The following is a 26,054-nucleotide window of genomic DNA, read 5'->3' on the forward strand; positions in this document are numbered from 1 at the left end:
GCGCCGTAGGGCGCCTTCCATCCTGAAGGAATCAGGACATGAACAGTGCGTATCTGTTTGCCCAGGGGGTGGGCGTTGTCGCCTTTCTGGTCGGTATCACGACCTTCTTTAATCGTGACGAGCGCCGTTTTCGCCTGCAATTAGCCTTGTACAGTTCCATCATCGGTGTGCATTTTTTCCTGATGGGGGCCAGTACCGCCGGTATGAGTGCCGAGTTGAATGCGATCCGTTCGGTCGTCGCAACGCGTACGCGTAACCTGTGGGTGATGGTTCTGTTCATCGTACTGACCTTGGTGCTGGGGGTCGGCGAGTTGCAGCATCCGCTGGAAGTGCTGCCGATCGTCGGCACCATCGCCAGTACTTGGGCACTCTTCCGTTGCCGTGGTTTGACGACGCGCTGTGTGATGTGGTGCTCGACCGCCTGTTGGGTGATCCATAATCTGTGGCTGGGATCGCTAGGGGGGTCACTGATCGAGGGGAGCTTTCTCTTGGTCAATGGTTATAACATCGTGCGTTTTTACCGCATGCAGCGGCGTGGTATCGACCCTTTCCGCAGCGAGTAAAGCGAAAAACGGGCGCCATTGGCGCCCGTTGTCGATATGGCTGGCGGTTAACTCAACTCGGCGGAGGTTTGACCCGTAGGGGCCTCGGCCGCCTGGCAGGCCGCCGCAGTAAACAGCACGTCGGTGGAGGAGTTAAGCGCGGTCTCACAGGAGTCCTGCAATACGCCGATGATAAAGCCGACGGCGACGACCTGCATGGCGACATCGTTACTGATGCCGAACAGGCTGCACGCCAGTGGGATCAGCAGCAGTGAGCCGCCCGCGACCCCGGAGGCGCCGCAGGCACAGATCGCCGCGACCAAGCTCAGCAGTAACGCGGTCGGCAGATCGACGGTGATGCCCAGCGTATATGCCGCGGCTAGCGTCAATACGGTGATGGTGATCGCGGCCCCCGCCATGTTAATGGTGGCCCCCAGCGGAATGGAAACGGAATAGGTATCCTCGTTCAGCTTGAGCTTCTTACACAGCTCCATGTTCACCGGGATATTGGCGGCAGAGCTGCGCGTAAAGAAGGCGGTCAGGCCGCTTTCGCGCAGGCAGGTGAAGACCAGCGGATAGGGGTTGCGGCGGATCTTCCAGAAGACGATCAGGGGATTGAGCACCAGTGCGACCATCAGCATGGCGCCGACCAAGACCATCAGCAAGTGGGCATAGCCCCACAGTGCATCGAAGCCCGTTTCGGCCAGGGTGGAGGCGACTAAGCCGAAGATACCCAATGGGGCGAAGCGGATCACGACGCGGACGATAAAGGTCACGCCATAGGAGAGATCGCCGACCACGCGTTTGGTGGTATCGGAAGCATGGCGTAACGCCACCCCCAGGCCGATGGCCCAGGCCAAGATCCCGATGAAGTTGCCGTTAGCCAGCGCGCGGAAGGGGTTATCCACCACATTCAGCAGCAGCGTCTGGATGACCTCAACGATGCCACCCGGCGGGGTGATATCGTTGTTGTGCCCGACCAACGCCAGCTCGGAGGGGAAGAGGAAACTCATGACTACCGCGACCAACGCGGCAGCAAACGTCCCGAGCAGATACAGCAGCACGATGGGACGCATATTGGTCTTCTGCCCTTTGCGGTGATTGGCGATGGAGGCGGCGACGAGAATGAAGACTAGCACCGGCGCGACGGCCTTCAGCGCACTGACGAACAACGTCCCCAGCAGACCGGCGGCGACGGCCGCAGAGGGGGAGAAGGAGGCCAGTGCGATGCCCAAGATGAGCCCCACCATGATTTGCCCGACGAGACTACCGCGCAGGATAAAGCGCATAAACCCGGATTGTCTTTCCATAATCGATTACCTACTTGTTATATTTTTGGATTGCCTCTCTGGCAACCTGTAACTAAATGTGTTTGCTACCCCAGTATAGGGAAATCGACTCAATAGGGAACGACGAATTTATAAAATTCTGCTGGCGCCGTCGAAAATTAACGAAAAAATTACTTTTAATGTATTTTTTTCACTAACTTGTGAAAAGGTGCGCAAAAAAGCCAACCTCGCTCACATCGGCAAAAACAGGTGTCAGGATAAGAAACTAAAAAAATAGCAATAACCAACTATTACTCTATTTCATTATGGTGAAAGGCAGTGGGTTTGGCGGGGGAAACGCTCCGGCGCAGCACACCGGAGCATCGGCCATCAGCGGGGGGAACGCGTTGCGCGACGATGGTTAACCCAGGCGTTGATCAGCAGGGTCAGCGCCAGGATCCCGGCAACGGTCGCCAACGAGACGGCGATCGGAATGTGATAGAAGTCGATGATCAGCATCTTGATCCCAATGAAGGTCAGGATCGCCGCCAAGCCATACTTCAGCAGGGAGAAGCGTTCGGCGACGCCGGCCAGTAGAAAATACATGGCGCGCAGGCCGAGGATGGCGAAGAGGTTGGAGGTGAGCACCAGGAACGGGTCGGTGGTCACGGCAAAGATCGCCGGGATGCTATCGACGGCGAAGATCACGTCGCTCAACTCGACCAGGATTAGAACCAGCAGCAGCGGTGTCGCGAATAACACCCCATTGCGGCGAGTGAAGAAGTGCTCACTCTCGATACGGTCGGTCATGCGTAGATGGCGGCGTAACCAACGTACCAGTGGACGATCGCCGAGGTCACCCTCGTCGTCATGGCTCATGGCCATCTTGATACCGGTGAACAGCAGGAATGCGCCAAACAGATACAAGATCCACTGGAATTGAGTCACCAGCCAGCTACCGGCGAAGATCATCACGGTACGCAAGATGATGGCGCCCAATACGCCATAGACCAATACCCGGCGTTGCATGCTGGCCGGTACCGCGAAGTAGCTGAACAGCATCAACCAGACGAAGACGTTATCGACCGCCAGCGCCTTCTCGATCAGGTAACCCGTGAGGAAGGCCAGCGCCTGTTGGTCGGCGACCTCACGCCCCAACGTTTCACTGAGGTAGAGCCATAGACCGGCGTTAAACAGTAGAGCCAAGCTGACCCAGACCAGCGACCAGGCGGCGGCTTGGCGCATGGTCATGGCCTGAGCGCCACGGCGACCCTGCAATAGCAGGTCGATGGCCAGCATGATGACGATGATCAGGGCGAAGCTCCCCCACAACCACGGGGTGCCGACAGAGTTGAGCATGGAAGAATCCTTTAATGGTTAATCGGCCGATGGTGTCGGAAGGCGAACCGCGGCTGTGCATTTATTAACCATGCATTGCAGACACCTCGCCTTCCGGCAAGGTCTCACTTACAACGCAGTCATCGGCGGGAGCCGATGAGGTTGCCCGGTAACCGGGTGCAGTTACGCACCGTAATGACGATTAACCGGCAAATTAGAAGTTACTCCCCTTTGCTGCGCAGAAAATAATGCAAAATGTGTCAGCGGTCAATCCCTGGCCAGCGTCATACGCGATACTTAGCTATCAGAACGGCGTTATTCAGATCAAGATGGCATAAGCAATGCCGGTTGCAGCCATGCAACACGGGGCTGAAGCCGTTATAGTGAGCCGTTAATTGAAGAGATAAGCAGAACGGTGGCGATGTCATGGCAGTTGCAAGAAAAACTAACCCCCTGGCGATCGGTGGCCTGATCGCCCTGACGTTGATCTGGAGCTACAGCTGGATTGCGATGAAGCAGGTGACGCTGTATATCGGTGCCTTCGACTTCACTGCATTGCGGTGTATCTGCGGCGCGCTGTTGCTATTACTGGTGCTGCGCCTGCGTGGACGTGGCATGCGGCCGACGCCGTTTGGCTACACCCTGGCCATCGCGTTGCTACAGACATGCGGCATGGTCGGTTTGGCACAGTGGGCGTTGATGAGCGGTGGTGCCGGCAAGGTCGCGATCCTCAGTTACACCATGCCGTTTTGGGTGGTGATCATGGCAGCCCTGTTTCTGGGCGAGCGGATGCGCCGGTTGCAGTATGGCGCGATTGTGGTCGCCGCCGTCGGTCTACTCTTGGTGTTGCAACCTTGGCGCCTGGATTTCTCTTCATTGCAGAGCGCATTGCTGGCGGTACTCTCGGGGATCAGCTGGGGCGCGAGTGCGATTGTCGCGAAACGCATGTACGCCCGTTATCCCGGCATCGACTTGTTGGCGTTGACCACCTGGCAGATGCTGTACGCCGCCGTGGTGATGAGTGTCGTGGCTTGGCTGGTTCCGCAGCGTAGCGTGGATTGGCAACCCTATGTATTTTGGGCATTGGCCTATAGCGCCATTCTGGCAACGGCATTGGCGTGGAGCCTGTGGTTGTTCGTATTGAAGAGCCTACCCGCCGGGATAGCCAGCCTGAGTACGTTGGCGGTACCGGTCTGTGGCGTGCTGTTTTCCTGGTGGCTGCTGGGGGAGAATCCGGGGCCGGTGGAGGGCAGCGGAATCGTCTTGATCGTGTTAGCGTTGGCGGCGATCAGCATCAAAAAATCGGGGCCACAGGCGCATAGTACCCGTCACGGGCGCCGCTAGTGGCCCCGTGTCGTCAGGCGTGATCGGCGGGGAAGACTACACCGGTCTGGCGGCGGATCTCATCCAGCAGGCGGGCGGTGCAGAGGGCACGCGCGACGCCGGCGTGGGAGACGTTGCCCTCACGGATCAGGCGGGCGAAGTGCTGCGCCTCATACTCCATGGTATTTTCACCCTGCCACACGCCGATCTCCTGCGCGACGCCGCCGCGCGGTATGAGCGTGACTCGCTGGCATTGGGACAGGTGCTCGATCACCAGGCTGCCCTCTTCTCCCTGGATCTCGCTGGCTAGCGCCGAATCGCTGACTTTGGAGTGGAACAGCAAGGCTTCGAAGCCGGGATAGTTCATGACGACGTGACCGTGGGCATCGACGCCCGATTCCAGTAGCGTGGCTCCGGCACTGATCCGTTGCGGTTCACCAAAGAGCGCGACGCCGCTGGCCAGGCAGTAGAAGCCAATGTCCATGATGGAGCCATTGGAAAACGCCGGGTTAAAGGTATTCGGATTCTCGCCATTCAGATAGCGTGGATAGCGCGAGGAGTACTGACAGTAGTTGAGGAACGCCTTACGCAGGCGACCGAGGCGTGGCAGCGTGCGGCGTACCACCTCGAAGTTGGGCAGATAGGCGGTCTTGAAAGCCTCAAACAGCACCACGCCATTGGCGCGCGCGCAATCAAAGGCACGTTGTGCCTCGGCGTAGTTCGAGGCGAGCGGTTTCTCGCAGATGACATGCTTACCGTGGCTCAGCATCAGCAAGGTCTGCGGGCAGTGTAGGGCGTTGGGACTGGCGACGTAGACGGCATCGACTTCGTCGCTACGGGCTAACGCCTCGAGACTGTCGAAGCAGCATGTCGCTCCGTAGTCGGCGGCGAAGGCGCTGGCCTGCTCCAGGCTGCGTGAGTAGACGGCGCTGAGGCGGTACTGGCCACAAGATAGGGCAGCATCGACAAAACGCCGGGTAATCCAGTTGGTTCCGATGATGGCGAGGCGGATCATGGCAGTCTCCCTAAGGATAAAAATTATCCATCAGGCTAGCATATTCATTACGCGATCAATATACGTCTCCCTCAACATCAAGGCAGGTGAGGTAGAGGCGAGCGTCGAACTCTAACTGATGGTAGTCCGGCTCCATATGGCAACAGAGACTGTAGAACGCCTTATCGTGGTTTTTCTCGCGTAGATGGGCCAACTCATGTACCACGATCATGCGCAACAAGGGTTCAGGGGCCTGACGAAATAGCGTGGCGATGCGGATCTCCGCCTTGGCCTTCAGACGACTACCTTGTACGCGAGAGATGGCGCTGTGTAATCCCAGCGCCTGCTGGATCACCTGGATACGGCTATCGTACTGCACCCGGCTGAGCGGGGAGGCGTTACGCAAATAGCGGTTCTTGAGCGCCATGACATAGGTATACAGGGCGCGATCGGTCGTGATGTCGTGGCGCTGGGGATAACGTTGCCGCAGTGTCTGTGCCAGGCGGCGTTGCTCGATCAGGGTGCGCACCTGTGCCAGCAGGGGTTCCGGATAACCGGCAAGGTAACTCAGGGACGTCATTTCGCCCTCCTTCAGGTACAATAGTGGACTATTGTACTTGATGCCCGCCGTCGGCGGGCGATTTTGCGGAGGGGCGATGAGCCAACTCGAATCCAGCGCCGGTTGTCCGGCCATCACCGACCTGACGCTGGAGCGTTTTCCCCGTCAGTCAGACGATCCGTCCCTACAGGCTTGGGAGGCCGCGGACGAGTATCTACTGCAACAGATCGATCTGACCAAGGCGCAGGGGCGTCCGGTGATCATTTTCAACGATGCCTTCGGGGCATTGGCCTGTGCCCTGCATGCGTGGCGTCCCTATTCCGTGAGTGACTCCTATGTTAGCCAGTTGGCGACGCGCCATAACTTACAGCTCAATGGGCTGGATGAAGAGGCGGTGACCCTGTTGGACAGCCTGAGCGCCTTGCCCGACGCTCCGGGACTGGTGGTGATCAAGCTGCCTAAGATGCTGGCGCTGTTGGAACAGCAGCTGCATGCGCTACGCGCGGTGGTGACACCGGAAACGCAGATTATTGCCGCGGCGAAGGCGCGCGACATCCACACCTCGACGCTACAGCTGTTTGAGTCGATCCTGGGGGATACGCATACCTCATTGGCTTGGAAGAAGGCACGCCTGATCCATTGCCAGATAGCGCCGCGTCAGCCGACACCGGCGCCGGCGACCACCGTTTGGCCGCTGGATGAGACGGACTACCTGATGCATAACCATGCAGGGGTATTCTCTCGTACTGGCCTCGATATTGGTGCCCGCTTTTTCCTGCAACACTTACCGGAGGATCTACAGGGTGAGGTGGCCGATCTGGGGTGTGGTAATGGGGTGTTAGGGTTGATGGTATTGCACCGTTGCCCGCAGGCGCGGGTGCTGTTCGCCGATGAGTCCTATATGGCGGTGGCCTCGTCCCATCTTAATGTGCAGCACAACCGCCCACAGGACCTGGAGCGCAGTGAGTTCTGGGTCGGCAATGGTCTCGCTGGCTGTGAAGGCGGCTCGTTAGATGCGGTGCTGTGTAACCCACCGTTTCATCAGCAGCACTCCATCACCGATCAGGTGGCCTGGGATATGTTCGTCGCCGCGCGACGTTGCCTGAAACGCAACGGAGTGTTGTATATCGTCGGGAATCGTCACTTGGATTACTACCAGAAACTGCGTCGTTTGTTCGGCAATTGCACCACCTTGGGCATGAACCGTAAGTTCGTGGTGCTCAAGGCAGTGAAAACGGCTAACACACCACGGTAAATGAAATATAAAGTCACTTTTTGTGCATAATTATTGGTAGCGATATGTTTTTACGCTATGCTGCGTAGCGGCGCTATTTGCCTACCGTTGCCGATAATTTTTCCGCTTCACGTCGTCGTGCTAACCGTACGGCGTGGGGCGGACACGAAAAGGACTTTGCCATGGATCGTAGAACGCTACTCAAGTCTTCCGTTGCCCTGTTCGGGGCCCTGTCGTTATCCGGTCCGCTCGGCCTTGCTCGGGCGCAAGCGACGGGCGAGCGTCCGCTCGCCGCGCCAGATGCCGCCCATCCGCTGGCCTTAAACTTCAATGAGAATGCTCTGGGCATGTCGCCGCAGGCGCAGCAGGCCATCGTGACGGCGTTGCCCGGTGCGTTCCGTTATCCCGATGCGGCACGCGAGGCGTTGATCGCCGCGTTGGCCGAGACATTGGCGCTGACGCCGGCACATATTTCCCTAGGCAATGGCTCTTCGGAGTGTATCCAGGCCGTGCTGCAGTCTCAGGCGCTCGCGGCGCAGCGCCAGGGGAAGGCGGTGCAGCTGGTGGTGCCGGACCCCACCTTTAATTATGCCGAACTGTATCTGCGTCCGTTGGGCGTCGAGGTGGTTAAGGTCGGGTTGGACGCACAGCTGGCCTTCCCGTTGGCAGAGATGCAACGCCGTACGCGTGACTTCAAGGGGCTGTCGTTGGTGTATCTGTGCAACCCGAATAACCCGACGGCGACCATCACGCCCGCCGATCAGTTGGCGGCGTGGATCACCCAGGCGCCGCCGGACACGTTCTTCGTCATCGATGAGGCCTATGCCGAGTTTGTGAGCGATCCGGCGTTTCGCAGCGCCATCGAACTGGTGCAGGCCGGGCATGAGAATCTGTTGGTGACGCGCACCTTCTCTAAATTGTATGCCTTGGCGGGGTTGCGCATCGGTTATGGTGTGGCGCAACCGGCGGTAGCCGCACAGAGCGAGGCGCTGATGTCGCTGGATAACACCAACACCGCCGGCGCCGTTGCCGCGTTGGCCTCACTACAGGATCGGGCGTTTGTGGCGCAGAGTCGCAAGAATACCGATCTCGCGCGTCAGATCGTCTGCGCGGCGTTGGATGAGTTGCAGCTGCCCTATCTACCATCGCAGGCTAACTTTATCTTCCACCAAGTGAAGGGGGACGCCGCGGATTACCAGGCGCGGATGAAACAGCATCACATCCTGGTGGGGCGCCCCTTCCCGCCATTGAACAACTGGAACCGCTTGACGTTGGGGACGCCGCAGGAGATGCAGCAGTTTGTCACCCAATTGCATGCCTTCCGTCGCCAGGGCTGGGTCTAAGCGCCGGCGCCTACCAATGGAGGGTGACTTGGAAGCCGCCGCCCGGCGCATGGGCGAATTGAACTCGCATACCGTGCAGGGTCGCGATCTGGCGCACAATGGACAGTCCCAGACCGCTGCCGGTTTTCTCCTGGCCGGGAGGGCGATAGAAGCGCTCACCCAGGCGCTGTAGTACCTCGTCATCGACACCGCTACCGTTGTCTGTCACTTGGAGGCAGCGACTATCCAGCCGCAGAGTGACCTGGCTGCCTGCCGAGCTGTAACGGATGGCGTTATCCAGCAGATTACGCAGTAGCAGGGAGAACAGCAGTGGCTGGATTTGGCGGCTGACGTTGGTGTCCTCGACACAGAGGGCCAGGGTGACGCCCGCGGCATGCGCCCTCGCATCCATCTCGATAACCGCCTCTTGCAGCATCTCGGCCAAGGGGCGCGACTGCACATCGTTGAGTTGTGCCAGCGAATCCAGGCGCGACAGCGTTAATAGCTGATCGACCAGGCGCGTCGCCCGATCGATACCTTGATCTAACTGGCTGAGTGCGCGTTGACGTAATGCGGCATCATCTTGCGCCAGCTGAACTACCTCGGCCTGGACGCGTAACGCCGCCAGCGGTGTGCGTAGCTCGTGGGCGGCATCGGAGGTGAAGCGGCGTTCACGTACCATCTGGGCGGTGGTGCGCGAGAAGAGGGTATTGAGCGACTCGACGACCGGCCACACCTCGCTGGGAATGGCGCCACGCGCCAAGGGTGTCGCATCATCGGGACGGCGGCGGCCCAGGGTGGCCGCGAGGCGGTGTAATGGCGCCAGCCCGCGGCTGATCACGATCAGTAGTAAGATCACCATGATCGGCAACGCCACTAGCCAGGGAGCCATCTGCGCGGCGACGATACTCAGCGCCATGTCGTCACGGTAGTCCCACTCTTGCCCGACCAGAATGCGGTAGCGGCCGTCCGGGGTGGTCAGCCAGAGTAGGCGCCAGCTGTCATCATCGTTGTTGAGATAGCCGTCGGTGAAACCATCACGCCGATAGTTGTAGACCAGGTTATCGCCATTGTCGCCGTCGTTGAGCAACATACGGCCATCGGCGCTGAAGATGGCGAAGGCCAAGGCATCGTTATCTTGATCTCCCCGGTGTTTACGCAAGAGATCATGGCTTTGTGGTAGTTGGATCGGGGACTTCAACTGGCTGAGATCGAAAGCCAGCAGGCGTTTGGCGAACAGCATCTGCTGGGTATCGAACAGCTCATTCAAGGCCGCGCGAGTCTGATACCAGGCCAAGGTGCTGGCACTGCTCCATACCAGTAGCACCAGGATGAGAAAACCGCCGGTTAAGCGGGCGCGCAGGCTATGTGCCAGGCGGCGTGGCAGATGCAGCATCAGGCGTCTCCCAGGGTATAGCCCACGCCATGGACGGTTCGGATAAACGCGCTGCCCAGCTTACGCCGCAGGTGGTGAATATGAACCTCGACCGCATTACTGGAGACATCGCCCTCCCAATTGTAGAGCTTCTCTTCGATGAGACTGCGCGGTAGCACGCGACCGGCGTTACGCAGCAGCAGCTCCAGCAAGGCAAACTCTTTCGGCTTCAAGAGTAATGGGGCGCCATCCAGGGTGGCGGTGAGACTCAGCGGATCGAGGGTGACCGCTCCGTGGCTGAGCTGCGTCTGGGTTTGCCCATGGTTGCGCCGTATCAGCGCCTGTAACCGGGCGGCGACTTCAATCAGCGCGAAGGGCTTGCAGAGGTAGTCATCCGCGCCCTGCTGCAACCCGGTAACTCGTTGCTCCAAGGCGTCTCGAGCAGTAAGGATAAGCACGGGTTCAGCATGCCCCGCCTCGCGCCAGCGACGTAGGATCTCCAACCCATCGATCCCAGGCAGGCTGAGATCCAGGATGACGGCATCGTAGGGGGCGGCATCTAATGCCGCCAAGCCTTGGTTACCGTCACTGAACCAGTCCAGCGTAAAGCCCATCTTACTGAGGCCGGCCTTGATGCCATCGCCAATCAAGCGATCGTCTTCGATTAACAGTACGCGCATAGTGTCATCTTCGTTTGGGTTTTGCGCCCGATTTAACCGTGTGGCAAACCTTTTGTACAGCACGGTGATGGGAGAAGTGAAGTATGTTAGCGCTAGCTGGAATAATTGAGCGCTAGAATCAATACTTAAGATCTTGTTAAGGACTGTTTGGTGTAATGCACACATCGGCAGTTGGCGAGACTGCTTTCTGAATTCCATCACGGGAGTATAACAATGAAAAAAAGTGCGGCGATTGTTGCTATCTTGGCCCTGTGCAGTGCACCGGTTTTCGCTCAGACGGGTGGCTTCTCTGGCCCGGGTGCGGCGCAACAGACCCAGACTACTCAGCAAGGCGGCTTTGTCGGCGGTCAACAGGCGGTCACCACCATCGCGAAGGCGAAAGAGATGAGTGACAATAGCTGGGTGACCCTTCAGGGGCATATCGAACAGCGTGTACGCGGCGATCACTATACCTTCCGTGATGCGAGTGGCACCATCGAAGTCGAGATCGATCATAAGTACTGGAACGGTCAGACCATCACCCCGCAAGATAAAGTGGAGATCCAAGGGGAAGTCGATAAAGATTGGAGCACCACGAAGATCGACGTGAAACGTCTGCATAAGATGAATTGATCGAGCGGTTAACGCTTACGGTAAACGGCACTGTCCAACGGACAGTGCCGTTTTTCTTTACAGCACGTGCTCGGTACGGGCGATGATGTCGTCTTGAGTATCCGGCGACAGCGCGGTGAAGAAGGCCGAATAGCCGGCGACGCGTACGACCAGATCGCGGTAGCGCTCCGGGTGCGCCTTGGCATCCAGCAGCGTCTCGCGCGAAACGATGTTGTACTGTACGTGCCAGCCTTGATGGACCTCAAAGAAGGTACGTAGCAACTGCATCAGTTTCTGGCGATCGCTTTCATTCTCCAGCGTGTCCGGGTTCAGTTTTTGGTTGAGCAGCACCCCGCCCAAGATGGCCGAGGTGGGCAGCTTACCTACCGATCCCATCACCGCCGTCGGTCCGAGACGGTCGGTACCCGATGCTGGGCTAGCACCTTCGGCCAACGGTGTGTGCGCCTTACGGCCATCGGGGGTGGCTAGGGTAGCGGCTCCGAAGGGGACGTTGGCGGAGATGGAGGAGGTGCCTGCATAGTAACCACCGCCGATGGGACCTCGTCCATGGCGAGGGTTATGGTAGTGAGATAACTCGTCAATATAGTAGCCATAGGCCTGCACCAGCAATGCATCCACGCTATCGTCATCATTGCCATATTTGGGTGCACCGTTGACCAGGCGTTGGCGTAGCTGTTCGTGCTGCGGGCCGTCAAAGTCTTCTGCCAGTGCGCGTGCCAGTGCCTGTTGGCTGATGCGTCGCTGTTCAAATACCAGCTGCTTCACCGCCGCCAAGCTATTACCCAGATTGGCGATACCCACCTGAAGGCCCGACACCCAGTCATAGTGGGCACCGCCCTGTTTGATACTCTTGGCGCGCTCGATGCAGTCATCCACCAACGCGCTGCACAAGATATCGTGAGCGTTCTCCTCCAGCACCGTGTCCACCACATATTCGATCTCGATAGACTTGCGCGTGTAGTAACGAATTTGACGCTCCCAGGCGGCCATGACCTGGGTAAAGTCGCTAAAGTTCCCCTGTGATAACGCTTGTGGCTGCGGCAGGAAAACGTGACCGCTGGTGGCGTCTCTTCCACTTTCGAGCGCCGCCAGCATGACACGGGCGAAGTTGATAAAGCTCATCCCGGTACAGCGGTAGCCCCACTTGCCAGCGACGGCGGTTTCGATACAGCCGATGGCGGCATATTGGTAGGCATCCTGCGGTGCGACCCCCAGCGCGATAAAGGCGGGGATGACGATCTCATCGTTATTGAAGGCTGGCATACCGAAGCCACAGCGTATCACCTGGGTGCAAGCATCGAGAAAGTCATCGCTGATCCCGGCATGGTAGCGCACGCTCAAGTTAGGTTGAGTGGAGCGTAGTCGCCCACAGGATTCGAGGATGGCATAGGAGAGCGGGTTGACGGCGTCCTGGGGCACGCCGGCGACCAGGTTCTGCCCGCCGATAGTGACATTCTGGTACAGCGGACTGCCGGCGGAGGCCTTAGAGTGCGTGCCGGAGCGGATCTTGTTGATTTCGAGCAGCTTCAGCCAGCAGCCTTGCAGTAGCTCGATGGCCTGTTCACGGCCGAGGGTCTGCTCCAGCTCGACATCACGGCGATACCAGGGATAGAGGTACTGATCCATCCGACCAAAGGAGACGGAGTGGCCGTTGGATTCGATCTGCAGCAGCAGTTGGATGAAGTAGCACAGTTGCAGCGCTTGCCAGAAGGTCTGCGGTGGGCGGTGGGCGATGTGTTCACAGCCGTCGGCGATGGTGAGCAGTTCGCTGCGCCGTTCGGCTCGTGGCTCATCGATGATCATGTGTCGGGCTAGGGCGGCGAAACGCAGGCAGTGCTGGCTAACCGCCTCGAGCGTGATGTCGACGGCCTTGAGGAACTGTTCGCCGTGCAGATCGTCCAGTTGGGTCAGATCGATGCGGCGGCGGCGCGCGGCAACCCGCTCGCGCAGCCCATCCAGCCCGATCTCCAGCAGCAGTGGATAGTTGACGGCCAGATGCGCGTCGCCGGAGGTCATGTTGCCTTCGGCCTTGATGATCCCGCTGGCTAGTAACGCCTTCTGCTCATCGGTGAACATGCCGTAGCAACGATCCTGCACGGTTTGCCCCCGCCACCAGGGGCAGAGGCGGTGCAGTACGGCCTTGTCCTGTTCGCTGACGCTGAAGCCGGCGCCAGGGCGATCGGCCAGATCATCAATTTCCTGCTCGATCCAACTGACCGTGTACTCCGGGAAGATCGGTGCGGCACGCAGGCGGCTGGCCTGATTGCCGACGATCAGCTCGTCGTGATCGATCCAGATGGTGCGGCGAGCCAGGTGCTCCGCCAGCGCCAAGGCGCGTCGCACCGGGAGCGGTTTGTCCAGATGACGCTGGTAGGCATCGGTATAGTGCTGGGCTCGTTCGGTACAGATGGGCGGCGTGACGATGTTGATCAAGGCCGCTTTATGCGCCCGGATACGTGCGCTCAGAGTGTTCAGGTGCAGAGTGGTCATGGTGTTATCCTCCCAGTGTCACGCTCAGGCCGCGTTGGCTCGCATAGTGGCGGGCCGCATCCAGCAAGGCGGGATCGTTTAAGGCCTGTTCCGGCGCCAGGTAAGGCCGACCGAGCAGGCGGTACTTGTTGCGCCCCAGGGTGTGGTAGGGCAGGAAATGGATCGCACTGATGGTCAGTTCGTCGGCGGCGAAGTCGACGATGCGTTGAATATCATCGAGAGCGGCGTTGAAGCCAGGGATCACGGGGACACGTAAGATCAGCGTCTTTCCACTGGCGGACAGGCGGCGCAGGTTATCCATGACGCGTCGTGCGCTGCCGCCGGTCCAGGCGCGAAAGCGTGCCGAATCCACCTGTTTGAGATCGGCCAGAAACAGATCTGTCCAGGGTAACGACGGCGTCAGATAGCGCCAGGGAACGTGTAAACAGGTTTCGACCGCGGTATGGATCCCCGCTTGGTAGCAGCGGCGTAACAACGTTTCAGCTAACCGCGGCTGCATAAACGGTTCCCCGCCGGAGAGGGTGATTCCACCGCCACTGCGTTGATAGAACGGACGATCGCGTTCGATCTGCGAGAGGATCGTCTCGGCGGAGATCTCCTCGCCGCAGACGGTTAACGCCTGGCTGGGGCAGCAGTCACGCAACGCCTCAATGGCGGCGGCATCCGCGTGCTCGCGGTGTAGCGAGATCGCCTGCCCGGCGCGTAGCGCGACGGCGGGGGCGGCATCCTGACACTGTGTGCACGCCGCCAGACAGCCCCGGGCGTCATACAGCAGTTCCGGGCTCCGTAGCAAACTTTCCGGGTTTTGGCACCAACGGCAGGCGAGTGAGCAGCCCTTGAAAAAGATCACGGTACGGATCCCGGGACCGTCGTGCGTGGAGTAACGCTGAATATTAAAGATCATCATCAAGACCCCGCATTTCTTCTTACGAAGATTTAATAACTTTCGAACGAAAGTTGGCTTGATGTTAATCAATAATTGCTGCGCTTTCCACCGCTATACTGCACAAAAATTAGTCTTTCCTCATCCTCGATTAAGGACATCCGCATGGAACTCTATCTCGACAGCGCCGATTGTGCGCTGGTACAACGTCTGGCCCGCATCCTGCCGCTGGCTGGGGTGACCACCAATCCCAGCATCATCGCCCGTAGTGGCCAGTCACCGTCTCAGGTGTTGCCGCGCTTACACGAGGCGCTCGGGGGACGCGGACGTCTGTTTGCTCAGGTGATGGCGTCTGATGCCGCGGGCATGGTGCGGGATGCGCATGCGTTACGCGCCATCATCGCCGATCTGGTAGTTAAGGTTCCGGTCACGGCGGAGGGGTTGGCGGCGATCGCACAATTGAAGCAGGAGGGGATCCCGACGCTAGGAACCGCCGTGTATGGGGCAGGGCAGGGACTACTGGCGGCGTTGGCTGGCGCCGACTATATCGCGCCATATGTGAACCGCCTCGATGCGCAGGGTGGTGATGGGATCAAGACGGTTGAGGAGTTGCAGCACCTGCTGACGCTACACGCGCCACAGGCAAAAGTACTGGCCGCTAGCTTTAAGCATGCTCGTCAGGCGTTGGACTGCCTGCTGGCCGGCTGCCAAGCCATTACCCTACCACCGGAGGTCGCCGAACAGTTCATCACCACGCCAGCGGTGACGGCGGCGGTGATGCAATTTGAACAGGATTGGCAGGCGGCTTTCGGACGTCGTAGCCTGTAGCGGTAGTCTTGCCTATTCAGTGTGTCGTGTGAGAGCACTAACCTAAACGTTCTGCTGGCGGTGTCGATGGATCCTTTTAGGGTCATCGCGAGGGCGGCGCAGAAAATTCACCGCCATTTTATCGCCACTCATTATTAGCCAACAAAAAAGCCACCCGGTTAGAGGTGGCTTAAGTGACTGAATCTAAAGATAAAATTTGGTGGCCCCTGTTGGGTTTGAACCAACGACCAAGCGATTATGAGTCGCCTGCTCTAACCACTGAGCTAAGGGGCCGAGTGGCGGGGATTATAGAGTAAATCACAGGGAGAGATCCAGTGCCTATACGGCGCCCGCCGCTTTTTTGAACATGGCTAGCCCTTTGTAATTACGATAAGATTTGTGTCAGTCGGTTAACAGTAAGGCGCTGTGATGAGTAGAGATATTCTGGCTCCAGGGTTGCGAGTCGTGTTTTGTGGCATCAATCCGGGTTTAAGTTCGGCCCATACGGGATACCATTTCGCGAATCCGCGTAATCGCTTCTGGCAGGTAATCCATCTGGCAGGCTTCACCGAGCGTCAACTGACGCCGCCTGAGGAAGCGCATCTCTTGGATACCGGCTGTGGTATCACGGCGCTGGTGCAACGTCCGACGGTGACGGCGGCAGAGTTGACGGCGGCCGAGTTGCATACCGGCGGGGAGGCGTTACGGGCGAAGATACAACATTACCAGCCGCAGGCGTTAGCGGTGTTGGGCAAGCAAGCGTTCACCCAGGCGTTTGGTGTCCGTCGACCTGCCTGGGGGCGGCAAGCGCAACCTATCGGCGAGAGTGAGGTCTGGGTATTACCGAATCCGAGCGGTCTGAACCGGGCGACGCTGCCGGAGTTGGTCGCCAGTTATCAGGCGTTATACCAGACGTTGCGTTAGAGGTTTGTGTCATGCTGGCGCGTGGCGTGGTATCAAAAGAAACCCCCGGCGATGGCCGGGGGTTGATAGAAGGATAAGGAGGGAGCGATTAATCGTCCAGGAAGCTGCGCAGGACTTCGGAGCGGCTTGGATGACGTAATTTACGTAGCGCCTTCGCCTCGATCTGGCGGATACGCTCACGGGTGACGTCGAACTGTTTGCCAACCTCTTCTAGGGTGTGGTCGGTGTTCATGTCGATACCGAAGCGCATACGCAACACCTTGGCCTCACGGGCCGTCAGTCCAGCCAGCACGTCGCGAGTGGCGGAACGCAGGCTCTCCGAGGTGGCGGAATCCAGTGGCAGTTCCAGCGTGGTGTCTTCGATAAAATCGCCCAGATGCGAATCTTCATCGTCACCGATCGGGGTTTCCATCGAGATCGGCTCTTTGGCGATCTTCAGCACCTTACGGATCTTATCTTCCGGCATCATCATGCGTTCGGCGAGCTCTTCCGGCGTCGGTTCGCGGCCCATCTCTTGCAGCATCTGGCGCGAGATACGGTTGAGTTTGTTGATGGTCTCAATCATATGCACCGGAATACGGATGGTACGCGCCTGATCGGCGATGGAGCGGGTGATCGCCTGACGAATCCACCAGGTGGCGTAGGTCGAGAACTTATAACCGCGACGGTATTCGAACTTGTCGACCGCCTTCATCAGGCCGATGTTACCTTCCTGAATCAGATCCAGGAACTGCAAGCCACGGTTGGTGTACTTCTTGGCGATGGAGATAACCAGACGCAGGTTGGCCTCGACCATCTCTTTCTTGGCGCGGCGCGCCTTCGCCTCACCGATGGACATGCGGCGGTTGATATCTTTGACCTGCTCGATGGTCAGACCGGTCTCTTCTTCGATCTGATGCAGTTTTTGCAGGCTGCGCTCGACCTCTTCACGCATATCCTTGAGCTTCTCGCCCCAAGGCTTGCCCATCGCCAACGCGGCTTCGAACCAGGTAATGCTGGTTTCGTTACCGGTGAACAGGGTGATGAAGTTTTTCTTCGGCATCTTGCTCTGCTCGACGCACAGCTTCATGATCAGACGCTCTTGGCCACGCACGCGATCCATCATTGCACGCATGTTATTCACTAGGTAATCGAATTGCTTCGGTACCAGGCGGAATTGCTTGAAGATTTCGGACAGGTTTAGGATCTCTTCCTGTGCCTTGGCGCTGCTGCGGCCCTCGGCCTTGATGGCCAGACGCGTCTTCTCATACTGCTCACGCAGTTCGATGAATTTCTGCCGAGCGAGCTCTGGGTCGATGCTGTTATCGTCGTCGCTGTCGTCGCCGTCTTCATCATCGTCGTCTTCATCATCGTCGTCGTTCAGCTCTTCTTCCGGCAGCTCGGAACCCACGTGGGTCGCGGTCGGCGCCATATCTTCTTCGGCGTTAGGATCGACGAAACCGGTGATCAGATCAGAGAGACGCGCTTCGCTCGCCTCGACGCGATCGTACTGCTCCAGCAGGTAGGTGATGGCCTCCGGATACTCGGCGACAGAGCACTGCACCTGGTTGATACCGTCTTCGATTCGCTTGGCGATATCGATCTCACCTTCACGGGTCAGCAGTTCGACGGTACCCATTTCACGCATGTACATGCGTACCGGGTCGGTGGTACGGCCAATTTCGGATTCGACGCTAGACAGAACCTGTACCGCCGCCTCGGCGGCGTCTTCGTCGGCAATGTTTTCCGCCAGCATCAGGTCATCGGCATCCGGTGCTTCTTCCATCACTTGGATGCCCATGTCATTAATCATTTGGATGATGTCTTCGATCTGATCGGAGTCGACGATATCTTCCGGCAGATGGTCATTGACCTCAGCATAGGTCAGGTAGCCTTGCTCCTTGCCCTTGGTAACAAGAAGTTTGAGCTGTGACTGCGGGTTTTGCTCCATAAGACGGTATCCACACTTCAGAGTTTTAATTGGTGTTGGTCGGATTATCTATGCCAGCCAACGATGCTTAAGGCCCGAATCATCAGGACCGTACGCGGGTTACTTTCATTCGTCGCCGCTCCCCGGTATTGCGGCATGCAGGCGTTACATCCTGCGTGGTATCGGCAATCAAGCCGCTAAATTTATGATTATGTCTAATCACCGCCTCTCTTTAGGAGCCGGTGTCTGTTATGCATTAATGCTTTTTGGCTAACGCCTCGTTCAGTGAACGCACCTCTTCGCGCTCTGCGGGCGTCAGACCCTCGGTTCTGGCGCGGGCGATCAGATGTTCCAGCCGTTGTTCCAGCACGGCATCATATAGGCTGCCAAGCGTGTCGACGAAAGTCTCGAGCACCATTGGCTCTATGATCATGTGGTTCCATGTTGCTAATGTTTCAAGTTGTGGCGCATATTTATTATCGCGATACAACTCAAGCAACTGTCCGGTGCTCAGCCCCGGTTGTGCCAGACAGGTTTCCACCAGTTCGATAAACAGGGGTAGGCCCGGCAGCGCGTGTTGGCGCAATCCCTCTAGCGTCGGCACTTCGCTGGCTAACGCCGGATTTTGCACCAGCAATGCTATTAGTATACGCATAGTCGTCGGTTTTAACCTGGGCGGCTGATAATTCTTTACCGCCGGGTTACGCTGTGGTAGCAGCTTTTCCAACTGACTATCGTCGAGTATTCCCAACTTCTGGCCGAGCGCCTGGCGCAGATAGAGGCGCAGTGTTTCTCCGGGCACCTGGCCGATGAGGGGCAGCGCGAGGGCGCTGAGCTTGGCCCGGCCATCCGGGGTGCTCAAGTCGACCTGCGGCAGCAGCGTATCGAACAAAAAGGTCGACAAAGGATGCGCCGCATTCATGCGTTGCTCGAAAGCATCGGTTCCCTCTTTACGCACCAACGTATCGGGGTCTTCGCCATCGGGTAGAAACATAAACTTCAGCTGGCGACCATCGCTCAGGTAGGGCAGCGCGGTCTCCAGTGCACGCCAGGCTGCCTCGCGCCCAGCGTTGTCGCCATCGTAGCAGCACACGACGCTGTCGGTATGGCGGAACAGCAACTGGATGTGTTCGGCGGTGGTGGAGGTTCCTAGCGAAGCAACAGCATAGTTGATGCCATACTGTGCTAGGGCGATGACATCCATATACCCTTCGACCACCAGCAAACGCGCCGGTTGTGGCGCGTGCTGTAGTGCCTCATACAGGCCGAATAGCTGGCGGCCTTTATGGAAAATCTCTGTCTCGGGCGAGTTGAGGTACTTGGGCGTACCGTTACCCAACACGCGACCACCGAAGGCGATCACCCGCCCGCGTTTGTCGCGGATAGGGATCATGATGCGGTCGCGGAAACGGTCGTAACTGCGGCCGTTATCGTTATTGACCAGCATCCCGGCATCGTTGAGCGCGAGCCGCCCGGCGGCTTCGCGGCCAAAACGCTTCAGGGCATTATCCCAGCCCGGCGGCGCATAGCCGATAGCAAAGCGATCCATGATGGCCTGGCTCATCCCGCGCCCGGCGAGGTAGCTCTGCGCCTGTGTCGCACCTGGTTGACGCAACGCCTGCTGATAGTAGCTGCACAGCCCCTCCATCAACTGGTAGAGATTCTGGCGCTGATGGCGCTCCATCTGACTCGGCCCATTACCGGACTCATAGGGCACTTCCAGCCCCGCCATGGTGGCTAACTCTTCAATGCTTTCGACAAACTCGAGCCGATCATAGTTCATCAAAAAGTCGATGGCGTTGCCGTGGGCACCGCAGCCGAAGCAATGGTAAAACTGTTTGTCCGCGTTGACGGTAAACGAGGGCGTCTTCTCGTTATGGAATGGACAGCAGGCATGGTAGTTCTTCCCCTGCTTCTTGAGTTTCACCCGCGCATCGATCAGCTCGACAATATCGGTTCGAGCCAAGAGATCGTTGATAAATACGCGTGGGATTCGTCCAGCCATAAGCCCTTTACAGTGGTTGTTTGCCGGGTGGCTCCCTAGGGGGAGGAGGGCAAACAGTTTTACAGCCTCTAAACGAGAACAAGCCGCGCATTCCTTTCGGAAGGCACGGCCTTCATATGTCATTGCCCGTGCGATACCAACAACGACATGGTCTGTGACTTACTGGCAAGCGGGAAAAAACCCGCTGCGGTTAGTACAGACGAGTACGGCGTGCGTTTTCGCGAGCCAGTTTCTTGGCGTGACGTTTAACCGCAGACGCTTTAGCGCGCTTACGTTCGGTGGTCGGTTTTTCATAGAATTCACGACGACGAACTTCAGCCAGGATGCCTGCTTTCTCGCAGGAACGTTTGAAGCGACGCAGAGCTACGTCGAACGGCTCGTTTTCACGTACTTTAATTACCGGCATGTGCCTCTCACCTCGATAAAAATCGGTCTTTTCGCTGGCCATCTGCCAGCTGTTCAAAAATGGTGCGGAATTTTAATCCGAACAGCACCCGATTGTAAAGCGCTGTCTCATCCTTCAACGGCGTTGGGCCGCAGTAAGAAAGCGAAGTAGTATAGCAGAATTGTGCTATTATGCGCCACTTTGAGTTGTTAAGAACGAGTTGTTGGAGCCGTCATGCGTATTCTGGGGATCGAAACCTCCTGTGATGAAACCGGTATCGCCATTTACGACGATGAAAAAGGGATCCTGGCCAATCAGCTATATAGCCAGATTAAACTGCATGCCGACTATGGCGGCGTGGTGCCGGAGTTGGCATCGCGTGACCATGTTCGTAAGACCGTACCGCTGATCCAGGCGGCGCTGCGTGAGGCGGGGCTGACTCCCGCCGATCTGGATGGCGTGGCATATACCGCCGGACCCGGACTGGTGGGGGCGTTATTGGTGGGCGCCACCGTCGGGCGTGCGTTGGCTTTCGCCTGGGGGCTCCCTGCGGTACCGGTACATCACATGGAAGGGCACCTGTTGGCGCCGATGTTGGAGGAGACGCCGCCGGCGTTTCCCTTCGTTGCGTTATTGGTCTCCGGCGGTCATACCCAATTGATTAGCGTCACCGGTATCGGTGAGTATCGCCTATTGGGCGAGTCGATCGATGATGCGGCAGGCGAGGCCTTCGACAAGACCGCTAAGTTGCTGGGGCTGGATTATCCCGGTGGACCGATGCTATCGAAGATGGCGCAGCAAGGCGTCGCGGGCCGTTTTGTCTTTCCGCGCCCGATGACCGATCGTCCGGGGTTGGATTTGAGCTTCTCGGGTTTGAAGACCTTTGCCGCCAATACGATCCGCGCCAATGGCGATGATGCACAGACGCGTGCCGATATCGCACGAGCCTTCGAGGATGCGGTAGTCGAGACGTTGGCGATCAAATGCCGCCGAGCATTGGAGCTGACGGGCTTCCAGCGCCTGGTAATGGCCGGTGGCGTGAGCGCCAACCGTGCGTTACGCGAGCGTCTGGCGCAGATGATGCAGCAGCGTGGCGGGGCAGTATTCTATGCGCGGCCAGAGTTTTGCACCGACAATGGCGCGATGATCGCCTATGCGGGGATGGTGCGTCTGAAGAGCGGGGTCGATGCCGACCTGTCAATTACGGTGCGTCCACGTTGGCCGTTGGCCGAATTACCGCCGGTGAATGCGCCCGGTTAACCCCTTCGCTCGCGTCGCCGTCTCAGCGCGCCGCGGGCGGCTCCTGGTCATTATCTTGATCTTGCGGCGGGGTTTTATCCGATAGCGGCGGTACCTGGTCGCCGCGCTGGCCTTTGGCGCCACGTCGCCAAATCTTCCCCTCTTTCCCGCGCCATAGCCGTTGGATGTTGTCATGATGACGCATCAAAATCAGGCAAGAGAGCATCGCCACGGGGAAGGTGAACTGGGGTTTAAACCACCAGACATAGAAGGGGGCGATGAGCGCACTGACGATGGCGCCAAGGGATGAGTAACCACTGAGCAATACCGTCAGTAGCCAGGTGCCGACCATCAACCCGGTCAGATCCCAACCGATAGGGGCGATGGCACCGAAGGCGGTCGCCACCCCCTTGCCGCCGCGAAAATGGAAGAAGACCGGGTAGATATGGCCGAGACAGGCGGCGATGGCGGTCAGCCCGAGATAAAAGGGCGATACGTCCAGTTTATACGCCAGCCAAACCGGGATCATCCCCTTCAAAACATCGAAGATCAGAACGGCGCCGGCGGCTAACTTACCACCGATGCGTAATACGTTGGTCGCTCCGGGATTACCAGAACCATTTTCCCTCGGGTCGGGGAGACCGGCCGCTTTGCAAACCAGAATGGCGCTGGAGATGGAGCCGCACAGGTAGGCGAAAATAATCATGCCTAACGCAGTCGCACTCATTGATTCAGCTCCGTCTTATTGATAGGAAAATTCAGGGTGTTGAACCACCTACGCTCTGTGCCGCCTCTCTACTCCGTAGAGGGATTAGTACGCGACAGCGTTGGATATCTGTGGATAATACGCACATTCTACAAGAAGTGGTATCCGCAGCAGGGTAAAAAAACGGGAATCGCGTGATGGACATCGTATTTATCGAAGGGTTGACGGTGGTCACAACCATCGGGGTATTTGACTGGGAACAGACGATCCGCCAGAAGTTGGTGTTTGATGTTGAGCTCGGTTGGGATAATCGCCGGGCCGCACAGAGCGACGATGTTGCACACTGCCTGAGTTACGCCGAGGTCAGTGAGGCCATCCTGCAACACGTCGAGCCGAATCGTTTCGCGTTGGTCGAGCGTGTGGCCGAGGAGGTCGCCGCCTTGCTGCTGGTGCGTTTTAATAGCCCGTGGGTTCGTCTGCGGGTGAGTAAGCCGGGCGCCGTTGCACAGGCGCGCAACGTCGGCGTGCTGATCGAACGTGGTCACCGTCCAGCGGTTAACTAACTGTTATTAATCAATCACTGCAGGAAATGAGTACATATGGAGCTGTATACGCTGTTTAATGCGTTTATCCTGGGTATCGTCGAGGGGTTAACCGAGTTTTTACCGGTGTCATCGACTGGGCACATGATTATCGTTGGCCACTGGCTAGGCTTTGAGGGAGATAAAGCCAAAACGTTCGAAGTGATCATTCAGTTGGGATCGATTCTGGCGGTGGTCGTGATGTTCTGGCGCCGCCTGTTCGGCTTGATCGGGATCCATTTCGGTCGGCCACCGCTACATGAAGGACGTAGTCAAGGACGGTTAAAACTGGGTCATATCCTGTTGGCGATGATACCGGCCGTACTGTTAGGGCTACTGTTTCATGACTTTATCAAGACGCTGTTTACCCCGCTAACGGTGGCGTATGCCTTGGTGGTGGGGGGACTGTTACTGCTGGCGGCGGAGTGGCTCAAGCCCGCGCAACCGCGCGCGGTGGGACTCGATGATATCACCTATCGCCAGGCCTTTATCATCGGCTGTTTCCAGTGCTTAGCGTTGTGGCCGGGGTTCTCTCGTTCCGGTGCGACCATCTCTGGCGGCATGCTACTGGGCGTCAGCCGCTATGCAGCCTCGGAGTTCTCCTTCATCCTCGCGGTACCGATGATGTTGGGAGCCAGCGCATTGGAGCTGTATAAGAGCCTGCCTTACCTGTCTTGGGGCGATCTGCCGATGTTCAGCGTCGGCTTCATTACCGCCTTTGTGGTCGCGCTGATCGCCATCAAGACGTTCCTCAACGTGATCAAGCGCATCTCCTTCGTTCCTTTTGCCATTTATCGTTTCGTGGTGGCGGCGGCGGTCTACGTTCTGTTCTGTTGAGCCGACGTCTAAGGATGGGCCACGCTTAGGCGTTGCCCATCCCACTCTCTTCTTGCGCGGCCTTCCACGCCTTCAACGCCTGTAGACGGCGTTGCTGCAACTCTTCGCGGATCGCCGCCCCCTGGAAGCCATCGGCCACCACCTCACGTACCGCCACCTGTGCGACCGCCTGATAGGCGGCCCGCAGATAGTCGCCTTGTGGGTAGGCATTCTCCTCCAGTCCGGTACGGCCACGCGCATCCGCCTCACTGCATAAGATCATCTGTTGCAAGCGCTGGGGACGGCGCCAGACATCGATGCTATCCAACAGCTTAAGCAGGGTGCTGGGGCGCAGGCGATCGACCGTATGGATCAGATCGTGATACTCGGCGACCAGCACGGCCAGATCGCGCAGTGGATTCGGGATCCGCAGACGTTGGCATAGCTCGCGTACCAGGCGTACGCCCGCCGGGCCATGGCCGTGATGATGAGGCCAGAAATTGGGATTAGTCAGTCCCTTACCGACGTCATGGGTGAGCGCGGCGAAACGTACGGCGAGATCCTCGCTCAGGCGTGTCGCCATCGCCAGGGTGAGTAGGGTATGGATGCCGGTGTCGATCTCCGGGTGCCACTTGACCGGTGCTGGCACGCCAAATAGCCGGTCGATCTCGGGGAACAGAATGGCCAGCGCGCCACAGTCGCGTAGCACTTGGAAGTAGACTTGTGGCGCGGGGCCTGCCAACGCCTTCTCCGTTTCTAACCAGACCCGCTCGGCGGTAAGGTGGTTTAGCTCCCCCTGTTGTGCCATCTGCCGCATCAGTTCCAGGGTCGGTTCGGCGACCCGAAAGCCAAGGGAGAAGAAGCGGGCGGCGAAACGTGCGACGCGCAACACGCGCAACGGGTCTTCGACGAAAGCGGGAGAGACATGGCGTAGCCAGCGTTGTTGCAGATCGTCTAACCCACCGTAAGGATCGATGAGCCGCCCAGTATCGTCCTCCGCCATGGCGTTGATGGTCAGATCGCGTCGTAGCAGATCCTGTTCCAGGGTCACGTCTGGCGCGAAGTGAGTGGTAAAGCCGGTATAGCCTTGTCCCGCCTTACGTTCGGTACGCGCCAAGGCATACTCCTCCTTGCTATGCGGATGGAGAAAGACCGGAAAGTCCTTGCCAACTTGTTGGTAGCCCTGGGCGAGCAGGCACTGTGGCGTCGCACCCACCACCACCCAGTCGCGGTCGTGTGTGGTGAGATGCAGGTATTTGTCGCGCACGGCGCCCCCGACCAGATAAATCTTCACGTTCAAACCTCGGTATACAGTCGGTTAATTGTTAATTTCATGTTACTGCAAGCGTTCGGTAACGGCAATCGATGCCGGGTGAGAACGACGACGCCGCAGAATGCGGCGTCGGAGTGAGACTTAATTCATCCAGCGCGTTTTCTTACGGCTGGGCAGTAGGCGTGGGAGTAGCAAGCCCAGCAGTAAGCCTGCGCCAGCGACGCCTCCGCCATACAGGAACCACTGCAGGATGATAGCGCGTTTCTTGTCATCCAACTGCGAGTTGAGGGCACCGAGGCTCTTCTGGGCATTGCTCAGCTGTTGACGCAACTGCTGATTTTCCGCCTGTAGACGGGCGATGGTGTCGTCGCTACCCGCGACTTTGCGTTGCATCTCGGCGGTCTTTTGCTGCCACTCGCCATCGATATGGCTGAGCTTGGCGGTCAGGGCGCTGAGTTGCGATTCTAGCTGGGGCACGCGGGTGCGTAGGCTAGGCTGATTGCTGAGTTGATCGAGGGGAAGCCAGACATTGCGCCCCTTGCCATCGCGGATTTGCGCGAACTGCGTCTGCTGATTCACGCCCAGCAGTGTCACTGGATCGCCGGCGTTGATGGTGCCGACGATGCGGTATTGGTTGCCGGGGCCGCTATGAACATAGGTGCTGAGCGCGTCGGAAATGAAGCGTTGCTCGTCGGCATGGCTCTGGAAAGCCAGGCAAAGGCCGAGCAAAGGGAGGAGGAGGCGGCAGAATTTATGCATAGCGGAAATCAGTTCATTTAGTGAATAAAT

General features: G+C 58.3%; 24 protein-coding genes and 1 tRNA gene. 10 read left to right on the forward strand and 15 right to left on the reverse strand.

What is annotated here, in order from left to right; genetic code table 11:
- Nucleotides 1–38: 38 nt before the first annotated feature.
- Nucleotides 39–563 (forward strand): YgjV family protein, encoded by a 525-nt coding sequence (locus tag ACEQFP_RS10585; RefSeq protein ID WP_005281469.1) that lies wholly within the window; start codon nucleotides 39–41, stop codon nucleotides 561–563.
- Between the two features lie 47 nt (nucleotides 564–610).
- Here ACEQFP_RS10585 and sstT read toward each other — a convergent pair whose 3' ends face one another.
- Together sstT and ACEQFP_RS10595 are read right to left on the reverse strand one after the other, a co-directional pair.
- A complete protein-coding gene (gene sstT, locus ACEQFP_RS10590; RefSeq protein WP_370546998.1) occupies nucleotides 611–1,852 on the reverse strand; it encodes a serine/threonine transporter SstT in 1,242 nt (413 codons plus the stop codon).
- Between the two features lie 348 nt (nucleotides 1,853–2,200).
- Nucleotides 2,201–3,169 (reverse strand): TerC family protein, encoded by a 969-nt coding sequence (locus tag ACEQFP_RS10595; RefSeq protein WP_005281478.1) that lies wholly within the window; start codon nucleotides 3,167–3,169, stop codon nucleotides 2,201–2,203.
- A 405-nt stretch (nucleotides 3,170–3,574) separates the two neighbouring features.
- On the opposite strand from ACEQFP_RS10595, the gene ACEQFP_RS10600 reads away from it, so the two are divergent.
- Nucleotides 3,575–4,492 (forward strand): DMT family transporter, encoded by a 918-nt coding sequence (locus ACEQFP_RS10600; RefSeq protein WP_035597119.1) that lies wholly within the window; start codon nucleotides 3,575–3,577, stop codon nucleotides 4,490–4,492.
- Nucleotides 4,493–4,505: 13 nt separating this feature from the next.
- Here the strand turns inward: ACEQFP_RS10600 and ACEQFP_RS10605 are convergent, their stop codons facing one another.
- Nucleotides 4,506–5,486 (reverse strand): Gfo/Idh/MocA family protein, encoded by a 981-nt coding sequence (locus tag ACEQFP_RS10605; RefSeq protein WP_098143440.1) that lies wholly within the window; start codon nucleotides 5,484–5,486, stop codon nucleotides 4,506–4,508.
- 55 nt (nucleotides 5,487–5,541) lie between these two features.
- A complete protein-coding gene (locus tag ACEQFP_RS10610) occupies nucleotides 5,542–6,045 on the reverse strand; it encodes a M48 family metallopeptidase (RefSeq protein WP_005295882.1) in 504 nt (167 codons plus the stop codon).
- A gap of 76 nt (nucleotides 6,046–6,121) precedes the next feature.
- Here ACEQFP_RS10610 and rlmG point away from each other — a divergent pair, with 76 nt between their 5' ends.
- Complete coding sequence (gene rlmG, locus ACEQFP_RS10615) at nucleotides 6,122–7,279, forward strand: 23S rRNA (guanine(1835)-N(2))-methyltransferase RlmG (RefSeq protein ID WP_370546997.1); 1,158 nt, start codon at nucleotides 6,122–6,124, stop codon at nucleotides 7,277–7,279.
- 161 nt (nucleotides 7,280–7,440) lie between these two features.
- Nucleotides 7,441–8,601, forward strand: a complete 1,161-nt coding sequence (locus ACEQFP_RS10620; protein ID WP_068871144.1) for a histidinol-phosphate transaminase — start codon at nucleotides 7,441–7,443, stop codon at nucleotides 8,599–8,601.
- Between the two features lie 10 nt (nucleotides 8,602–8,611).
- On the opposite strand, the gene qseC is transcribed toward ACEQFP_RS10620, so the two are convergent.
- Both qseC and qseB read right to left on the reverse strand, forming a co-directional pair.
- Nucleotides 8,612–9,976: a quorum sensing histidine kinase QseC gene (qseC, locus tag ACEQFP_RS10625; protein ID WP_370546996.1), complete on the reverse strand. Its 1,365-nt coding sequence runs from the start codon at nucleotides 9,974–9,976 to the stop codon at nucleotides 8,612–8,614.
- Nucleotides 9,976–10,635 carry a quorum sensing response regulator transcription factor QseB gene (gene qseB, locus ACEQFP_RS10630; RefSeq protein WP_005295876.1) on the reverse strand — a complete coding sequence of 220 codons (660 nt, stop codon included), beginning with the start codon at nucleotides 10,633–10,635 and terminating at the stop codon, nucleotides 9,976–9,978. The genes qseC and qseB overlap by 1 nt, the downstream gene beginning before the upstream one ends.
- Before the next feature lie 213 nt (nucleotides 10,636–10,848).
- Between qseB and ACEQFP_RS10635 the strand changes: the two genes are divergently transcribed.
- On the forward strand, nucleotides 10,849–11,247 hold the full coding sequence (locus ACEQFP_RS10635) for a YgiW/YdeI family stress tolerance OB fold protein (RefSeq protein WP_005281507.1): 399 nt from the start codon (nucleotides 10,849–10,851) through the stop codon (nucleotides 11,245–11,247).
- 57 nt (nucleotides 11,248–11,304) lie between these two features.
- Here the strand turns inward: ACEQFP_RS10635 and ACEQFP_RS10640 are convergent, their stop codons facing one another.
- Both ACEQFP_RS10640 and ACEQFP_RS10645 read right to left on the reverse strand, forming a co-directional pair.
- Nucleotides 11,305–13,737, reverse strand: coding sequence for a formate C-acetyltransferase/glycerol dehydratase family glycyl radical enzyme (locus ACEQFP_RS10640; RefSeq protein WP_068871146.1), 2,433 nt, complete (start codon nucleotides 13,735–13,737; stop codon nucleotides 11,305–11,307).
- Between the two features lie 4 nt (nucleotides 13,738–13,741).
- Complete coding sequence (locus ACEQFP_RS10645) at nucleotides 13,742–14,641, reverse strand: glycyl-radical enzyme activating protein (protein WP_370547564.1); 900 nt, start codon at nucleotides 14,639–14,641, stop codon at nucleotides 13,742–13,744.
- Nucleotides 14,642–14,785: 144 nt separating this feature from the next.
- On the opposite strand from ACEQFP_RS10645, the gene fsa reads away from it, so the two are divergent.
- A complete protein-coding gene (gene fsa / locus ACEQFP_RS10650) occupies nucleotides 14,786–15,448 on the forward strand; it encodes a fructose-6-phosphate aldolase (protein WP_098142663.1) in 663 nt (220 codons plus the stop codon).
- 197 nt (nucleotides 15,449–15,645) lie between these two features.
- Here the strand turns inward: fsa and ACEQFP_RS10655 are convergent.
- Nucleotides 15,646–15,721, reverse strand: a tRNA-Ile gene (locus ACEQFP_RS10655).
- 135 nt (nucleotides 15,722–15,856) lie between these two features.
- Between ACEQFP_RS10655 and mug the strand changes: the two genes are divergently transcribed.
- On the forward strand, nucleotides 15,857–16,351 hold the full coding sequence (gene mug / locus ACEQFP_RS10660; RefSeq protein WP_068871231.1) for a G/U mismatch-specific DNA glycosylase: 495 nt from the start codon (nucleotides 15,857–15,859) through the stop codon (nucleotides 16,349–16,351).
- 88 nt (nucleotides 16,352–16,439) lie between these two features.
- Here the strand turns inward: mug and rpoD are convergent, their stop codons facing one another.
- The 3 genes from rpoD to rpsU form a co-directional block, all read right to left on the reverse strand.
- Nucleotides 16,440–18,281 (reverse strand): RNA polymerase sigma factor RpoD, encoded by a 1,842-nt coding sequence (rpoD, locus tag ACEQFP_RS10665; protein WP_005281642.1) that lies wholly within the window; start codon nucleotides 18,279–18,281, stop codon nucleotides 16,440–16,442.
- A 235-nt stretch (nucleotides 18,282–18,516) separates the two neighbouring features.
- Complete coding sequence (gene dnaG / locus ACEQFP_RS10670; RefSeq protein ID WP_035597148.1) at nucleotides 18,517–20,265, reverse strand: DNA primase; 1,749 nt, start codon at nucleotides 20,263–20,265, stop codon at nucleotides 18,517–18,519.
- Nucleotides 20,266–20,455: 190 nt separating this feature from the next.
- Complete coding sequence (rpsU, locus tag ACEQFP_RS10675) at nucleotides 20,456–20,671, reverse strand: 30S ribosomal protein S21 (protein WP_005295814.1); 216 nt, start codon at nucleotides 20,669–20,671, stop codon at nucleotides 20,456–20,458.
- 213 nt (nucleotides 20,672–20,884) lie between these two features.
- On the opposite strand from rpsU, the gene tsaD reads away from it, so the two are divergent.
- Nucleotides 20,885–21,910, forward strand: a complete 1,026-nt coding sequence (gene tsaD / locus ACEQFP_RS10680; protein ID WP_047060505.1) for a tRNA (adenosine(37)-N6)-threonylcarbamoyltransferase complex transferase subunit TsaD — start codon at nucleotides 20,885–20,887, stop codon at nucleotides 21,908–21,910.
- A 22-nt stretch (nucleotides 21,911–21,932) separates the two neighbouring features.
- On the opposite strand, the gene plsY is transcribed toward tsaD, so the two are convergent.
- Nucleotides 21,933–22,616 carry a glycerol-3-phosphate 1-O-acyltransferase PlsY gene (gene plsY, locus ACEQFP_RS10685; protein WP_370546995.1) on the reverse strand — a complete coding sequence of 228 codons (684 nt, stop codon included), beginning with the start codon at nucleotides 22,614–22,616 and terminating at the stop codon, nucleotides 21,933–21,935.
- A gap of 176 nt (nucleotides 22,617–22,792) precedes the next feature.
- Between plsY and folB the strand changes: the two genes are divergently transcribed.
- Both folB and bacA read left to right on the forward strand, forming a co-directional pair.
- Entirely contained in the window at nucleotides 22,793–23,158 is a 366-nt protein-coding gene (gene folB / locus ACEQFP_RS10690; protein WP_279508740.1) for a bifunctional dihydroneopterin aldolase/7,8-dihydroneopterin epimerase, read from the forward strand.
- 36 nt (nucleotides 23,159–23,194) lie between these two features.
- Nucleotides 23,195–24,013, forward strand: a complete 819-nt coding sequence (gene bacA / locus ACEQFP_RS10695; protein ID WP_035597157.1) for an undecaprenyl-diphosphate phosphatase — start codon at nucleotides 23,195–23,197, stop codon at nucleotides 24,011–24,013.
- Between the two features lie 25 nt (nucleotides 24,014–24,038).
- Here the strand turns inward: bacA and ACEQFP_RS10700 are convergent, their stop codons facing one another.
- Together ACEQFP_RS10700 and ACEQFP_RS10705 are read right to left on the reverse strand one after the other, a co-directional pair.
- The gene (locus ACEQFP_RS10700) at nucleotides 24,039–25,286 is read right to left on the reverse strand and encodes a multifunctional CCA addition/repair protein (protein WP_005281658.1); all 1,248 of its coding nucleotides are present in this window, start codon (nucleotides 25,284–25,286) and stop codon (nucleotides 24,039–24,041) included.
- A 120-nt stretch (nucleotides 25,287–25,406) separates the two neighbouring features.
- On the reverse strand, nucleotides 25,407–26,024 hold the full coding sequence (locus tag ACEQFP_RS10705; protein WP_005295807.1) for a TIGR04211 family SH3 domain-containing protein: 618 nt from the start codon (nucleotides 26,022–26,024) through the stop codon (nucleotides 25,407–25,409).
- Between the last annotated feature and the right edge of the window lie 30 nt (nucleotides 26,025–26,054).

The sequence above is a fragment of the Edwardsiella sp. A.80236 genome (genome assembly GCF_044540725.1).
Lineage (GTDB): Bacteria > Pseudomonadota > Gammaproteobacteria > Enterobacterales > Enterobacteriaceae > Edwardsiella > Edwardsiella tarda.